Raw genomic sequence first — 14,658 nt, forward strand, 5'->3', positions numbered from 1 at the left:
ACAACGACCATGACCGACAAGACCTACAACGTGCTTTTCCTGTGCACGGGCAATTCCGCACGTTCCATTCTCGCCGAATCCATCCTCAACAAAGAGGGCGGCGGACGGTTCAGGGCATTCTCCGCGGGCAGCCAGCCCAAAGGCGAGATCAATCCGCATGCGCTGAAGGAACTGCAAGCACTTGGTTATCCGGCGACTGGCTTCTCCTCCAAGAGTTGGGACGTCTTTGCCGAGCCTGGTGCGCCCGAAATGGACTTTATCTTCACCGTCTGCGACAGCGCACACGGCGAAGCCTGTCCGGTATGGATCGGACATCCGATGACCGCGCATTGGGGTGTAAAAGACCCGGCCGCCGTTGTTGGCACGGAGGTCGAAATCCAGCGCGCCTTCGCGCAAGCCGCCCGCTTCCTGAAGAACCGGATCATGGTGTTCGTCAGCCTCCCGCTGGCATCCTTCGATCACCTGGCGCTCGAAACGAAGCTCGGCCAGATCGGCGCGATGGAAGGTTCGGCGGCAAGCCAGGGAAAGTCCGCCAATGTCGACGTTTGAACGCTACCTGACCATCTGGGTCTTTCTCTGCATCGTCGTCGGCGTCGCCCTCGGCCATCTGATGCCCGGTGTTTTCCAGGCCATTGGCGCGGCGGAGATCGCCAAGGTGAATTTGCCCGTCGCCATCCTGATCTGGCTGATGATCATCCCGATGCTCATCAAGATCGACTTCCGCTCGCTGGCGCAGGTGAGCACCTATTGGCGCGGAATCGGCGTGACCCTGTTCATCAACTGGGCGGTAAAGCCGTTCTCCATGGCGCTGCTGGGATGGCTGTTTATCGGATGGCTGTTCCGTCCCTATCTGCCCGCCGACCAGATCGACTCCTACATCGCAGGTCTGATCATCCTTGCGGCCGCGCCCTGTACCGCGATGGTGTTCGTCTGGAGCAATCTGACGCGCGGCGAGCCGCTGTTCACGCTTTCCCAGGTCGCGCTCAACGATGCGATCATGGTTGTCGCCTTCGCGCCGATCGTCGGTCTCCTGCTCGGGCTGTCGGCCATCACCGTACCGTGGGACACGCTCGTTCTATCGGTCGTGCTCTATATCGTGGTCCCGGTCATCATCGCGCAGGTCCTGAGAGGCCGTCTGACCGCTGACGGCACGACCAGGGCGCTGGACGTCATGCTGGCGAAGCTGCAGCCGCTTTCGCTTGTCGCGCTGCTGGCAACGCTCGTCCTCCTCTTCGGCTTCCAGGGCGAGCAGATCATCGCGCAGCCGACGATCATCGCCCTGCTGGCCGTCCCCATCCTCATCCAGGTCTATTTCAACTCGGGGCTGGCCTACGTCTTGAACCGGATCTCGGGCGAGCGCCATTGCGTCGCCGGACCTTCGGCACTGATCGGGGCCAGCAATTTCTTCGAACTCGCGGTTGCGGCCGCAATCAGCCTGTTCGGCTTCCAGTCCGGCGCAGCGCTGGCGACGGTCGTCGGCGTGCTCATCGAGGTTCCCGTGATGCTCACGGTCGTCTGGGCCGTGAACCGCACCAAGGGCTGGTACGAGGCAGCACCCGCCGTCTCCCGGAACACCATTACCGAAAGGACATGACAATGGACGTCACCATCTATCATAACCCGGCCTGCGGCACGTCCCGCAACACACTGGAGATGATCCGCGCAGCCGGGATCGAACCGACGGTCATCGATTATCTCCAGTCTCCGCCTTCGCGCGAGGAACTGGCAAGGATGATCTCCGACGCCGGGCTGACCGTCCGGCAGGCGATCCGCGAGAAAGGTACGCCTTACGTCGAGCTGGGTCTCGACGATCCGAAGCTGACGGACGACCAGTTGCTCGATGCCATGCTCAAGGACCCGATCCTCATTAACCGGCCGTTCGTCGTCTCGCCGCTCGGCACAAGGCTCGCGCGCCCCTCCGAGGTCGTTCTCGACATCCTGCCGGATGCCTTCAAGGGAGCCTTCTTCAAGGAAGACGGCGAACAGGTCCTCGATCAGGAGGGAAAGCGCATTGTCTGAGACCTTTCCCGCATTGCAGTCGCCGCATCTTCGCCAGCCTGACCTCGACGCGTTGCGTCCCGCCTTTTCGATGCACAAGCCGCGCATCCTGATCCTCTACGGCTCGCTCAGGGAGGTATCGTACAGCCGGCTGCTCGCGCACGAAGCCAGACGACTTCTCGAGCGTTTGGGGTGCGAGGTGCGCATGTTCGATCCAAGAGGGTTACCGCTTCCCGACGCGGCTCCGGCCAGCCATCCGAAAGTGCAGGAACTGCGCGAGCTGTCGCAATGGTCGGAAGGCCAGGTCTGGGTCAGCCCCGAGCGCCATGGCGCGATGACGGGCATCATGAAGGCCCAGATCGACTGGATTCCCCTGTCGCTCGGATCAATTCGACCGACGCAGGGAAAGACACTGGCGATCATGGAAGTCTCTGGTGGCAGCCAGTCCTTCAACGCTCTGAACCAGATGCGCGTGCTCGGCCGTTGGATGCGGATGATCACGATCCCGAACCAGTCGTCCGTCGCCAAGGCCTACCAGCGGTTTGACGCCGACGGCCGGATGAAGCCGTCCTCCTACTACGACCGCGTCGTGGACGTGTGCGAGGAACTGGTCAAGTTCACGCTGCTGACGAGGGACGCCTCCGCCTACCTGACCGACCGCTACAGCGAGCGGAAGGAAAACGCTGCCGAACTTGAAAAACGGGTGTCGTTGAGGTCGATTTAGTCACTCAGCCTTCGTGGGGCTGCGCGTAGAGACAGCCAATGCGACGAATGCAGCAATCCCGAGCGTACCAAGCATGGCATTGACGAACAGCGCCGCGGCGATACCGAGATTCTCCATCGCCGTGGCGAACGCGAAGGGGGCGGCGGCACCCACCGCCAGTCTGGCCGCAGCCATCTTTCCTGTAATCGCTCCGTAGCCCGCGGACCCGAACAGATAGAGTGGCAGGCTCCCCTGAGCGATGCTGTTGATTCCGGACCCAAGGCCAAGACAGACGGCGAAAGCCACCGCGCCTGGCAACCAATCACCCGACACCCCGAGTAATACCGCACCGAGGACCATGAGCGCCGCAGAGACGATCGCAAGCGCGGGCGGCGACAGGCACTTTCCGAAGGCCATGTTGATCAGGCGGCTCATGACCTGTGCCGGGCCGAACAGCGATCCGATCACGACCGCCGCACTGCCGAGTCCGATCGCGCCCAGCATCGGCACCATGTGGGCGAGTATTGCCGCGAGAGTGAACCCCGAAAGCGAGAAGGCAATGGAGACCAGCAACATCCCGCGGCGGCGCGCTTGCGGCTGAAGTGCGCCGACGAGGACTTCGCGGGTTCTTGTCTCATCCAGTTTGGAACCGACCCTTCCGGCACGCATGATCCAGTAGTGAAGTGGCATGCAGATGAGAAGATTGAGCGCCGCGAACACCAGATAGATTTCCCGCCAGGACAGGTACCTGATCAGTGTCGCGGCGATCGGCCAGAAGATGGTCGAAGCAAAGCCGCCGATCAGTGTGAGATAGGTGATGCTGCGGGAGGCTGAACGGGGTTCGCTCTCGACCAGCGTCGCGAAGGCTGCCTGGTACTGGACCATGCCGGAGGACACCTCCAGCAGGATGATTGCAAGGGCAAAGAGCGCTACGGACGGCGACCACGCGCAAAGCGCCAGGGTGAACGCCGCAAGGGTCGAACCAACCGTCATCACCGTCGCCGCGCCGACCTTGTCCATATGTCTGCCGATGAACGGAGCGGAAAGACCTCCAATGAACAGGGAGACCGAGAAGACGGCGAAGACCCGTTCCAGGCTGATGCCCAGGTCCTTGGCCATTCCTGGCGCCAGGATGCTGAAGGCATAATAGAGAGTGCCGTAGCCAATAATCTGCGTGACACCGAGAGCGGAGACGATGCCCGCAGGAACCTTGTTCGTATGCAATGACGTATTCCTCGGCGCTCTACGCTTCTCTTGGGCAGCAACGAGCGGATCGCTCGACCGAGCCGCGGATTTCGGGATGTCCTGCGCAGCAGTCCTCCATCAGGAACGTCACCAGGTCAGCCAGCGTGTCATAACTTGCGCTGTAGACGATCGAACGCGACTCGCGGCGCTGGGAGATGAGGCCGGAGCGTTCGAGTTCCTTGAGGTGAAACGAGACGTTCGATGGAGAAACGCCCATGCGCTCCGCAATCGCGCCTGCGGCCAGGCCCTCAGGGCCGGCGACGACCAGCGTTCTTACGATGGCGAGCCGGGTCTCCTGGGAAAGTGCCGCAAAGGACGCGAGGGCTTGACGATCATCCATATTTCAATAATCCTTGAACCATTGAAATCGAGGATAGACGCAAATGAGCAGGATCGACAATAGCCATTCCAACAAAACTGACATCTCGCTCGGAGAGTTGCTTGAAAGGATCGCTGACGCCGCAGACCTCCCACTGGTGTTCGCCTGCGACGGAAAGCCCGTAAAGCCCGGCTACCATGTGACGGAGGTCAAGGCTGGCCAGTTCTCCGCGCTTGATTGCGGCGCTAACCCGGAGGCCTGGTCTGAAATCTTCGTGCAGTTGTGGGACATCGAAGAGGGCGAGCGGACCCATATGACGGCCGGCAAATTTTCGGCCATTGTCCGCAAGGTTTCCGAGCACGTCCGTCTTGACGGTTCCGCCAAGCTGACCTTCGAAGTGAGCGATGGAGTCCGCCCGATGCAGTTGTTCTGCGCAAACGATCCTGTCGCGGAAGACGGTGCTCTCCACGTTACGTTGACACCCCGCCCCGCGAGCTGCAAGCCTCGAGACCGGTGGCTGGCTGAACACGCGTCCAATGAAAAGCGGTGCTGCGCCTAGTGGATCAAGGCATATTCGCGAAGGGTCGGATGATCCAATCTCTGCTCTTGATGGAGGCGCCGGCCATCACCTGCACGGCCGATTCCCCCATGCGGTAACCGCCAGCGCTCACCTCGCGTGCCGTTTCCAATTCGAAGATAAGAACCGGAGTTTGGCGCCCGGCAAGCTCAAATATCCCCTTCATCAGGTCATCGAGCGGTTTCGATGGTCGCCCGATTTTGAAAAGAGGATATTTCCATGAGCAAAGAAGAAGACAACAAGGCCGTCGTCGTTCGCTGGTTCACCGAATTCTGGGGCAAGGACGTCAATCTTGCTGTTATCGATGAGATCGCGGCGCCCGATATGCTCCTGCAATATTCCCTGCACGAACCGCGCCGCGGCCGCGAAGACATCAAGGCGTTCATGACCGACTTCCGCGCCGCGTTCCCCGATCTCAACTTCTGGGGCACGGCCGATCTGATTGCCGAGGGCGACTATGTGGTCGGCCAGTGGGAAGGCGGCGGCACCCACACGGGTCCGGCTTTCGACGACTTCCTGCTCGGCGGCGTACCGGCGGCGACCGGCCGCAAGATGCACTTTACCGGCAAGACCGTGCTGAAGCTGGTCGACGGCATGATCGTCGAAGAGCATGGTCTCGACGACGGCCTGACCGCAATGATGCAGCTCGGGCTGATCCAGAAGGCCTGATCGAAAACCACATAGCGTCAGTTGGCTTGAGCTGCGCATCTTGGCCAAGAGAAATGAGGCTCGCACAGCTCCCTGTGCGAGCCTCATTTTCTTTTCATATCTGCACCAGAGGGTGCGCCTGAAGCCCGACGCCCTATCGATCGCCCGCGCAAGTTTCGGGTGGGTTTTGTTCGATTCGAGAGCAAGGATCGGAGTGTGACAAGCGCGGATCGGAGGCACGATCGAGCCAGAACAAATTCGAGTAGAAGATCATGGACATGAACATCCGGCCCGCACCAACCCTTCACACCTCACCACCTTTCGTGGGGGACGACCCCCGCTGGGCGCGGATCGTAGCGCGCGACAAGTCTGCCGACGGTCAGTTTTGGTATGCCGTTTCGACGACCGGCATCTATTGCCGGCCCTCCTGCCCGTCACGCGCGGCAAATCCGAAGAACGTCGCGCTGCACGATACGCTCGAAAGCGCACGGGCAACCGGTTTTCGTCCGTGCCGACGTTGCAACCCCGATGGCCCTTCGCTCGAATGCGAGAATGCCGCGCTAATTGCCAAGGCCTGCCGCATCATCGAAGAGAGCGAGGAGGAACCGTCGCTGGAAGAGTTGGCGGCTATTGTCGACCGCAGTCCGAGCTATTTCCATCGAATGTTCAAGACGTCGACGGGGCTGCCCGAAGGCCTATGCCACCGGCCACCGCGCGAAGAAAGTGCGAGCGGGCCTCGAAACCGGCACGAGCGTCACCGAGGCGATGTATGACGCCGGCTTCAATTCCAGCGGCCGCTTCTACGAAAAGTCGACCGGTATGCTCGGCATGACGCCGACACAGTACCGTGCGGGTGGCGCCAACGAGGAGATCAAGTTTGCGGTCGGCCAATCCTATCTCGGCGCAATCCTCGTGGCGTCCAGCACCAAGGGCGTCGCCTCGATTCTGCTCGGCGACGATCCGGACGAGCTGGTTCGCGATCTTCAGGATCGTTTTCCGAAGGCATGCCTGATCGGCATGGACCGCGAATACGAGGCTCTGATCGCCCGCGTTTGTGGCTTCGTCGAAAACCCCAGCGTCGGCCTCGATCTGCCGCTCGACGTCCGCGGCACGGCGTTCCAGCGCCGGGTATGGCAGGCCCTGCAGGAGATCCCTGTCGGCGCGCGTGTGTCCTATTCGGAAATCGCCCGACGTATCGGCTCGCCGAGCGCCACGCGCGCGGTCGCCGGAGCATGCGCCGCAAACAATATCGCGGTCGCCATTCCCTGCCATCGTGTCGTTCGCAACGACGGCGCGCTCTCCGGTTATGCCTGGGGTGTCGACCGCAAGCGCGCGCTGCTCGATCGGGAAGCGTCTCAGACCGCATGACGTCACGGCCGCAACCGCCGCTCCGCCGCGGCCACATCCTGACCATCTGGAACCGGCCGCGCTTCGCGGTCGCCGACGAATGCAAGGCGTCCTTATGAATTTACCCTCTCGCTACGATGAATCTGTCGCCTTCCTCTCCAGCCATGACGACGACCGTGCCGGCACGATCCCAAGGCCGCCCGCGAACCATACGAGGCGCTCGTTCGCGCGATTGCCTACCAGCAGCTGACGGCCAAAGCTGGCGATGCCATCATTGGACGCCTCAAGGGGCTCTTCGATGACCGCGATTTTCCAAGTCCGGAAGACCTCATCGAGGCCGAGTTCAACCAGCTTCGGACCTGCGGCTTCTCAGCCAGCAAGATCGCCACCATCAAGGCGATCGCCCAGGGAACCTCGGATGGCCTGATCCCCACCCGCGACATCGCCGCCACGATGGAGGACGAGGCGGTGATCGACCGCATGGTCGGCATCAAGGGAATCGGCCGTTGGACGGTCGAGATGCTGCTGATGTATTCTCTGGAGCGGATGGATATCCTGCCCGTCGACGACTTCGGTGTCCGCGAAGGCTACCGCGTCCTCAAATCGCTGCCCGAACAACCGAAACCGAAACAGTTGCGCGAGCTCTCGAAGGCCTGGTCGCCCCATCGCACGGTCGCGGCCTGGTATCTGTGGCGCATCCCGCGTGAGCGCGGAAACGCATTGAAGTAAATACGGCTCCGGAAAGTACATCATGCCCCTTCAAAACCGCGTCACGCCCTTCGGTGATATCGTCGCCGTTACTCAGCGCGGGCTGTTTACCGGCAATCGCGGCATCATCCACGATCCGGCAACGAAGACATTGCTGGCCAGGCGCTGGGCAACAAAGACCTGGCTCGTCTGCGCCTGCGAATTCAAGGGTTGGCGCCGGGACGTGATGGCGCGCCGGAGCTGGACGGAGCTGTTTTTCCTCGACGAGGCCGTGGCGTTCGCCGCCGGCCATCGTCCCTGCTTCCTCTGCCGGCGCGAAGCCGCGGAACGCTTCCGGGCCTGCTGGGCGTCGGCGAAGAAAGAGGCGCCTCCTTCGGCTACGCATATGGATTCCGTCCTGCATGCCGAGCGCCTCGATCGCGGCCGCAAGCGCTTGCATCCGATCGCCCTTCCGGTGACCGACCTGCCCGACGGCGCGGTCGTCGTGGCCAAGGATGAGGCTTACACGCTGCGCGCCGGCCGGGCGCATCGCTGGACCAATGACGGCTACGACAGGCCCGAAATCCTCAACGACGCCGATTGGCTCCTGACACCACCATCGACGGTCATGGCGCTCCTTGCGGGCTACTCGCCCGTCTTTCACGCGTCGATCAACACGCAATAGGCCCGAAGATGCCCGATCTGTTTGATATGCTTGCCCCTGCCGATCCCGCAACCGAGATCATGGCGGAGGGTGCCATGCTGCTTCGCGGCGTAGCACTTCCCTTTGAAAAGGATCTGCTCGCCGCGCTCGGCCACATCACCAGCAAGTCGCCATTCCGACATATGGTCACACCGGGCGGCTTCACCATGTCGGTGGCGATGACGAATTGCGGCACGGCCGGCTGGGTCACGGATCGCACCGGCTATCGATACGATCGCAACGATCCGGAAACAGGCCGTCCCTGGCCGGCCATGCCGGAATGCTTCCTCGATCTGGCTGTGGAGGCGGCGACACGGGCGGGCTATCCGGACTTCCGCCCTGACGCCTGCCTGATCAACCGCTACCAGCCGGGCGCCCGCCTCTCGCTGCACCAGGACAGAAACGAACGCGACTTCGCCAATCCGATCGTGTCGGTCTCGCTCGGCCTGCCGGCGACTTTCCAGTTCGGAGGCCTGAAGCGGAATGATCCTGTGAAGAAGTATGCGCTGCGGCATGGCGACGTGGCGGTCTGGGGCGGCCCGTCGCGGCTCTTCTATCACGGCGTGGCCGAATTGAAGGATGGCGTCCATGAGACTGTCGGACGGATGCGCATCAATCTCACTTTCCGGGCAGCGCTATAGCTCATCTTTCTTCAGTTTGATGACAACAATCGGAGTTCCTGGTGAAGGCAGTTGAAGTCGCCGGCAACATATTGCAGCAGCAGCGGCGTCGGCCGGGTTGCCGCGCCTTTAGGCCGCCTTGTCGCGGCCAATCGCCTGGACCTTGTCCCAGATCCGCTCGGGCCTGGGAATCTCAAGGTCGAAAACGGTCTCAAACGTGTCCGCGAGATGGTCCGCGCTTGTGATGCGATGTTCGCGAACGCTGCCCGGCGTGACCGTGCGCAAGCGATCATTCTGTAGGGCGACATAACCGTCCGCGGTATGACGCAGCACTGCAAGCGCGTTTGTGAATGGCGACCCGGGGTCCCGCATCAGCCACGAATGCGTGGCGGCCATGGCGGCCTCGCAGCTGTAATCGGCACGGAAATCGAAGCTGTGTGCGATGCCGTGTACATGGTTGTTGAAGCGCAACCAGCCGTCCTCCGCCGGCATGATCGAAAAATCGAAACCGCGCTGGCTGAACGGTCCGACAGCAATCGGCACGGGTTCGACGATGGCGTCGGCCACGCCGACCTCGGCAAGATAGGGGCGGTCGAGATTAACCCGCAGGGTCAGATGATTGCCGATGGCGATATTGCCCAGTTTTTTGCGGTCGACGGCGCCGCAAAGACGGGTTACCCGGAAACCGAGCGCGTCAAGTGCTGCGCCGAAGAGACCGTTCATCTCGTAACACCAGCCGCCGCGCCTGCCCTCCACCATCTTCGCGAAGGCGGATGCCGGGGAGATCGAGCACGGCCATCCCATGAAGGCATCCAGCGCCTCCCAGGTGAAGGTCATGAGGTGAGCGCGGTGAAGTTTCGACAGGCCTTGAAGGTCGAGAGAAATTGGCCGGTCGACCCGGATCCTTGCGAGATAGGCGTCCAACTGGCCGGCGGTCAGGCTCATTCCGATTTCGTGTGAAGGCGCGTGTGTCATCCTTCGGTCTCCTTTCGATGGACCGTTGTCGAGTTTTCTCGGCACTGTGTTTGGGGCGGTCTGCCGCCGGATCAGGCGACCTTGCGCCTGCCTTCAGGCAGGAAAGTCAGGCCGAAATCCGCTGCGATGGAGGCGATCTCCTCGGGCGTTTCGGGCTTGCAGAGGTCGATGATCGGAAAGAAGTTCTCGAACCCGCCCGGCGTCACGACGACCATGAGGCAGCCTTCCGTCTCCCCGATGTTCCGGAAGCGATGCGGCACGCCGCGCGGCAGCGCGATGCAGCCTCCCTCGGCGAGCTCGACATAATCGCTACCACACCAGAAACCGAAGCAACCGGACAGGACACGGAAGAACTCATCCTCGCGCTCGTGCACATGAAGCGGCGGGCCCTCCCCGGGCGGCACGATGGCCTCGAGCATGCCCAGCGCACCGCCTGTATTGTCGGCCATCATCCGTATCACGTGTTTGCCGAACGCCGCTGCCGGCATTCCATGTCCCGGCGGTGATACCGCCGCGTAAGTGAATGTCTTCATGTCGGGTCTCCTTCTGCTTGAGGACACCCATCGATTACTTTGTGCTTCGTCTCATGATAAGAGCGATGACTTGACATCATTGAACGGATAATCGCGCTCATGAAATCGCTCGATCCGCTTGACGGGATTGCCGCCTTTCTGACGGTTTCCACCCATCTCAGCTTTACCAAGGCTGCGGACGAACTGGGCATGTCGCGCGCGACGGTGGGAGCCCAGGTCAGGCAGCTCGAGGATCGCCTCGGCATCCGCCTCTTTCAGAGATCGACACGCAAGGTCGTTCTTACCGAGGCGGGCGCCGCTTACCGCGAAGCCCTTTCGGGTATCCTTCCGCAGATAAGGGAGGCGGAGCGGACGGCGACCTCGTTCCAGAAGGAAGCCGTCGGACGATTGCGGGTGTCGGCGCCGCCCGATCTCGGGCATCTGGTGATCGTGCCGGCAGTTTCGGAGTTCCTGAAGCTCAACCCGGCCGTGTCCATCGAACTGGACCTGTCGCATCGGGCCGTAAACCTGGTCGAGGATGGCTTCGACCTTGCAATTCGAGGGCGCCTCGAAGTCGACATCAATCTCATCACTCGGCAGCTGGCGACATCGTCCCTCGTGATTTCCGCGTCACCCGCCTATCTGGCCGAACACGGCGCACCGAAGACGCCGCACGACCTGGCAAACCACTTCTGCCTCCACTTCGCCGAATTGCGGTGGGGGCGGATCTGGCCGTTCAGGAGGAACGATGAGGAGTTCCGCATTCCGATCGTGCCGCGGCTGGAACTAAATCACAGCCTTGGTCTTCGTGACGCCGCCTTGCTGGGAGTCGGTATCGTCCTCCTGCCCGACTTTATCGTTGGCGAAGACCTCAGGCAGGGCCGGTTGGTACAGCTTCTCCCCGATTGGCATATCAGTACGTTACAGCTGCAGGCGGTCTATCCGGCCAACCGCCATATCGCGGTCAAGGTCCGACGCTTCGTCTCGTTCCTGGCAGGCAAACTGCGGACGTAGAAGAGGTGATCTCGACAATTCCCGTTGAACGCGAGTTCGATGGGTCTTCGCGTTGCACCTTGGCACAGCCTGGAATACAGTCGAGGGGCAGAACCTGCATTTACAAGGTCATTCCTCAGATATCGCCCAGGGATTGTCGTTGAACTTCGATAGCAAAGACATGGCATGCGTAGGCGTCTGCTTCGGGACGCCAGAGGCCCCATGCTTGAGCACTGTTCCAATCCGCGCCGCGACCTTTTCCGTGACCAGCATTTGCCGCGAACCCAGGGCCGATGAGGCAAACGACGTTCGGCTCCCTGCCTCCCAGTCCTATTTCCTCATGCTCTACCTGGAGGACGCCGAACACGCCGACATTCGGGCGGATGGCTCCTGTACTGAGGTTCGCCACTTCGCGCGCGGTACGATCTGCCTCGTGGATCTCGCGGACGGGGCGGGCATTCGCCTCAACAGTCGGCTGCGCTCGCTCGCCTTTGTGCTGCCCAAGGCCCTTTTCAACGAGACTGCGGAACTATCGCCGGAAATCGGGCGACGACGCCTGATCTGCCGTCGCGGCGAACCGGATTCAGTGCTTCGCAATCTCGGTACCGCGCTGCTTGCATTTTTTGCCGGCACCGGAACGGCGCCGGCGCCTCTGCGACCCGTAGCGGTCGCCATCTGCGCCCACCTCCTGCACCGGTATGGCGAGCCGATCGAGGAAAGCGTTGGCAAGGCGCAAGGGGCTCTTATGCGGGAAGAACCCGGAACCACGCTACGGCCAATCGCCGCGCAGATCGGCAGGGCGAAATCACACCTTGCCGACCATGCCCTCTCGCTGGAGGACATTGCGCATGCGTGCGATTTCGACGACCTCGGACATTTTGAGAGGGTATTTGTCAGTGAAACTGGCGTTACGCCTTCAGTTTGGCGGCGACGAGGCCTCCATTAGTCCAATTGCTTCAACGAAGAGAGTTGGGCAATCTTTCGTTCGCCAGTTAGTTGGGAGTGCACGATGTACAGGGAGTCCGCCCCAGAAAAGACCCAGGAGCCGGACGCCATACGCCGATCGATCGTCGATGCGTCTCCCATCTCCATAATGCGATTGAAGTCCGATCGGGAAGACTTGGCACCAAGCCCGGCCAACGTGCGCGAGGACGCCTTTAGCATTATCACGCAATTGCGCGACTTTCGGTTACATCGGCTTTGGCGTGGTAAGTCGCTGATTTTCGAAGGCGGCCACCCCGAGGGGGCGCTTGCCATCACGGACCTGCGCGAGGAATGGCGCTGCCATCATCTATCGCCCTTCGACAACGTGCGCTTCCGGATTCCCTTTCGGCATGTGCGCGACTTCGCCACCGAAATCGGGCGGCCCGACCTCATGGGCTTCGAATGCCCTCCTGGTACAGTCGACACCGTCATTCTCGGCCTCGCCCACGCGCTGCTGCCCGCGCTGGAGCGGCCAAAACAGGCCAGTCGGCTATTCATCGATCAAGTCACGCTCGCCATCATGACACATCTCGTGCAGAAATACGGCGGGCTGTATTTTCCGGGCGAGCGCAAGGGCACGCTGGCTCCCTGGCAGGAAAAGCGCGCGCTGGAGTACCTGGCCGCGCAGCTCGACGGAAACCTATCGATGATGGAGCTCGCAAAAAGCTGCGAGCTGTCTCGGAGCTACTTTATACAAGCCTTCAAGGCGAGCTTCGGCCGCACACCACTACGCTGGCTCACCGAATACCGCATCGCCCGCGCCAAGGAATTGCTGCTCCAGGATATGCCAATCGCCGAAATCGCCATTCGCTGTGGCTTCGCCGACCAAAGCCATCTGACCAGAAGCTTTTCCCTGATAGCGGGCATCACGCCCGCTCGTTTCCGGCGTGACCGGCGCACCTGAATCGGCCAAACGGGAGCGACCGTTGGCTGCATGGAACGGACGCCTTGTAAGATAAACACGACGAACAAGCCTCCGCCCCCGGCTCAACCTTGGCGGCGCAACCGGCGATAAGTTCAGGGAAAAACGTCCGGACGTCCACAGAGTTAGATTTCGCTGCTTAAACGTGAGAATCTTCAAAAGGCAGACATTCCCGACAAGAAACTGCAGTGGAATAAACGCAATATTGGAGAAACAGCCCCGCAACCGGCAACTGATCTGGGAGAAGCCGATGATCCTGGCAGCCACGCCGCCGTCCCGCAGCCTTCTGATCTCACCTATCTTAGCGCCGTCCGCCCACTCGACAGCCAGTTCGTTGATCGAGTGACCTTGCCGGCAGCTTGGCGCCCCCCTTCGCAGGTTTTTACCCGCTCCTTTCCCCTGACATTGGCGCCGTCATCTGCTGCGCGGCGGCATGTCGATCCTGCCATTTTCCTTCTGGGCTCCGCGACCACGTCAAGCGCAGGTATTGGACGCCGGGCAGCAACTCCATAGATAGGAAACCCGTATAATGCCTACACGGCGCAATTTTCTCGGTGCAACCGCCGCCGCCCTAGCCTTGGGCAGGGCAACCGCGACACACGCCCAACAGACTGGAGACACCTCGATGACGCCCGACCTGATCCTGCACAACGGCCTTGTCACCACGCTCGACCGCAGCAACCCGACGGCAAGCGCGGTTGCCATCAAGGACGGAAAGTTCCTGGCCGTCGGCGACGACCGGACGATCATGGCGCTGGCCGGCCCGGGCACCCGGGTGATCGACCTCAAGGGCAAACGCGTGCTGCCGGGCCTCAACGACAACCATACCCACGTCGTGCGCGGCGGCCTCAACTTCAACATGGAACTGCGCTGGGACGGCGTGCGGTCGCTCGCCGATGCGATGGCGATGCTGAAGCGCCAGGTGGCGATCACCCCGGCGCCGCAATGGGTGCGGGTCGTCGGCGGCTTTACCGAACACCAGTTTGCCGAAAAGCGGCTGCCGACGATCGACGAGATCAATGCGGTCGCCCCGGATACGCCGGTGTTCCTGCTGCATCTCTATGACCGGGCGCTCTTGAACGGCGCCGCCCTCAGGGCGGTCGGCTATGGCAAGGACACGCCCAACCCGCCGGGCGGCGAGATCACCCGTGATGCCAACGGCAACCCGACCGGGCTGCTCCTGGCCAAGCCCAATGCCGGCATCCTCTATTCGACCTTGGCCAAGGGACCGAAACTGCCCTTCGACTACCAGGTCAACTCCACCCGCCACTTCATGCGCGAGCTCAACCGGCTCGGCGTCACCAGCGTCATCGACGCCGGCGGCGGCTTCCAGAACTATCCGGACGACTATGCCGTCATCCAGAAGCTGTCGGACGACGATCAGCTGACCGTTCGCCTGGCCTACAATCTCTTCACCCAGAAGCC

The 14,658-nt window shown here is 61.7% G+C and carries 18 protein-coding genes and 1 pseudogene; 14 read left to right on the forward strand and 5 right to left on the reverse strand.

The genetic code is table 11. From position 1 onward, the window contains the following. Positions 1-9 precede the first annotated feature (9 nt). From IB265_RS15745 to arsH, 4 genes are read left to right on the forward strand one after another with little or no spacing between them, the layout of a single operon-like run. Positions 10-549 (forward strand): arsenate reductase ArsC, encoded by a 540-nt coding sequence (locus IB265_RS15745; protein ID WP_192494900.1) that lies wholly within the window; start codon positions 10-12, stop codon positions 547-549. Continuing rightward, positions 536-1,594 carry an ACR3 family arsenite efflux transporter gene (gene arsB, locus IB265_RS15750; protein WP_192494901.1) on the forward strand — a complete coding sequence of 353 codons (1,059 nt, stop codon included), beginning with the start codon at positions 536-538 and terminating at the stop codon, positions 1,592-1,594. Before IB265_RS15745 ends, arsB begins: the two co-directional genes overlap by 14 nt. 2 nt (positions 1,595-1,596) lie before the next feature. Beyond that, positions 1,597-2,019, forward strand: a complete 423-nt coding sequence (gene arsC / locus IB265_RS15755; protein ID WP_112948620.1) for an arsenate reductase (glutaredoxin) — start codon at positions 1,597-1,599, stop codon at positions 2,017-2,019. Then, positions 1,994-2,722: an arsenical resistance protein ArsH gene (gene arsH, locus IB265_RS15760; RefSeq protein WP_309140357.1), complete on the forward strand. Its 729-nt coding sequence runs from the start codon at positions 1,994-1,996 to the stop codon at positions 2,720-2,722. The genes arsC and arsH overlap by 26 nt, the downstream gene beginning before the upstream one ends. Here arsH and arsK read toward each other — a convergent pair whose 3' ends face one another. Beyond that, the gene (arsK, locus tag IB265_RS15765) at positions 2,723-3,925 is read right to left on the reverse strand and encodes an arsenite efflux MFS transporter ArsK (RefSeq protein WP_192494903.1); all 1,203 of its coding nucleotides are present in this window, start codon (positions 3,923-3,925) and stop codon (positions 2,723-2,725) included. It abuts the gene before it with no gap. A gap of 19 nt (positions 3,926-3,944) precedes the next feature. Then, the gene (locus tag IB265_RS15770; RefSeq protein ID WP_192494904.1) at positions 3,945-4,286 is read right to left on the reverse strand and encodes a helix-turn-helix transcriptional regulator; all 342 of its coding nucleotides are present in this window, start codon (positions 4,284-4,286) and stop codon (positions 3,945-3,947) included. Between the two features lie 43 nt (positions 4,287-4,329). Between IB265_RS15770 and IB265_RS15775 the strand changes: the two genes are divergently transcribed. Continuing rightward, positions 4,330-4,824, forward strand: coding sequence for a DUF6428 family protein (locus IB265_RS15775; RefSeq protein ID WP_192494905.1), 495 nt, complete (start codon positions 4,330-4,332; stop codon positions 4,822-4,824). Between the two features lie 4 nt (positions 4,825-4,828). Here IB265_RS15775 and IB265_RS36510 read toward each other — a convergent pair whose 3' ends face one another. Further along, positions 4,829-5,008 (reverse strand): hypothetical protein, encoded by a 180-nt coding sequence (locus tag IB265_RS36510; RefSeq protein ID WP_210334506.1) that lies wholly within the window; start codon positions 5,006-5,008, stop codon positions 4,829-4,831. Positions 5,009-5,061: 53 nt separating this feature from the next. On the opposite strand from IB265_RS36510, the gene IB265_RS15780 reads away from it, so the two are divergent. The 5 genes and pseudogenes from IB265_RS15780 to alkB all read left to right on the forward strand — a co-directional run bounded on the left by IB265_RS15780 (position 5,062) and on the right by alkB (position 8,868). Continuing rightward, positions 5,062-5,511, forward strand: a complete 450-nt coding sequence (locus IB265_RS15780; RefSeq protein WP_192494906.1) for an ester cyclase — start codon at positions 5,062-5,064, stop codon at positions 5,509-5,511. A gap of 257 nt (positions 5,512-5,768) precedes the next feature. Next, positions 5,769-6,858 (forward strand): annotated as a pseudogene (gene ada / locus IB265_RS15785) (bifunctional DNA-binding transcriptional regulator/O6-methylguanine-DNA methyltransferase Ada). A gap of 210 nt (positions 6,859-7,068) precedes the next feature. After that, positions 7,069-7,566: a DNA-3-methyladenine glycosylase gene (locus IB265_RS15790; protein ID WP_192494917.1), complete on the forward strand. Its 498-nt coding sequence runs from the start codon at positions 7,069-7,071 to the stop codon at positions 7,564-7,566. A gap of 22 nt (positions 7,567-7,588) precedes the next feature. Next, a complete protein-coding gene (locus tag IB265_RS15795; RefSeq protein WP_192494907.1) occupies positions 7,589-8,209 on the forward strand; it encodes a hypothetical protein in 621 nt (206 codons plus the stop codon). Positions 8,210-8,217: 8 nt separating this feature from the next. Beyond that, positions 8,218-8,868, forward strand: a complete 651-nt coding sequence (gene alkB / locus IB265_RS15800) for a DNA oxidative demethylase AlkB (protein WP_192494908.1) — start codon at positions 8,218-8,220, stop codon at positions 8,866-8,868. A 108-nt stretch (positions 8,869-8,976) separates the two neighbouring features. On the opposite strand, the gene IB265_RS15805 is transcribed toward alkB, so the two are convergent. Both IB265_RS15805 and IB265_RS15810 read right to left on the reverse strand, forming a co-directional pair. After that, positions 8,977-9,792, reverse strand: a complete 816-nt coding sequence (locus IB265_RS15805; RefSeq protein ID WP_244495564.1) for an arylamine N-acetyltransferase — start codon at positions 9,790-9,792, stop codon at positions 8,977-8,979. Between the two features lie 101 nt (positions 9,793-9,893). After that, complete coding sequence (locus tag IB265_RS15810) at positions 9,894-10,355, reverse strand: cupin domain-containing protein (RefSeq protein WP_057249264.1); 462 nt, start codon at positions 10,353-10,355, stop codon at positions 9,894-9,896. Between the two features lie 99 nt (positions 10,356-10,454). Between IB265_RS15810 and IB265_RS15815 the strand changes: the two genes are divergently transcribed. The 4 genes from IB265_RS15815 to IB265_RS15830 form a co-directional block, all read left to right on the forward strand. Continuing rightward, positions 10,455-11,348: a LysR family transcriptional regulator gene (locus IB265_RS15815; RefSeq protein ID WP_112996901.1), complete on the forward strand. Its 894-nt coding sequence runs from the start codon at positions 10,455-10,457 to the stop codon at positions 11,346-11,348. Positions 11,349-11,487: 139 nt separating this feature from the next. After that, the gene (locus IB265_RS15820; protein WP_156414605.1) at positions 11,488-12,273 is read left to right on the forward strand and encodes an AraC family transcriptional regulator; all 786 of its coding nucleotides are present in this window, start codon (positions 11,488-11,490) and stop codon (positions 12,271-12,273) included. A gap of 63 nt (positions 12,274-12,336) precedes the next feature. Further along, the gene (locus IB265_RS15825; RefSeq protein WP_246805952.1) at positions 12,337-13,215 is read left to right on the forward strand and encodes an AraC family transcriptional regulator; all 879 of its coding nucleotides are present in this window, start codon (positions 12,337-12,339) and stop codon (positions 13,213-13,215) included. 547 nt (positions 13,216-13,762) lie between these two features. Then, positions 13,763-14,658 (forward strand): amidohydrolase family protein (locus IB265_RS15830; protein ID WP_192494909.1); only part of this gene is annotated, 896 nt, incomplete at its 3' end.

The organism is Ensifer sp. ENS10, assembly GCF_014852025.1.
GTDB lineage: Bacteria > Pseudomonadota > Alphaproteobacteria > Rhizobiales > Rhizobiaceae > Ensifer.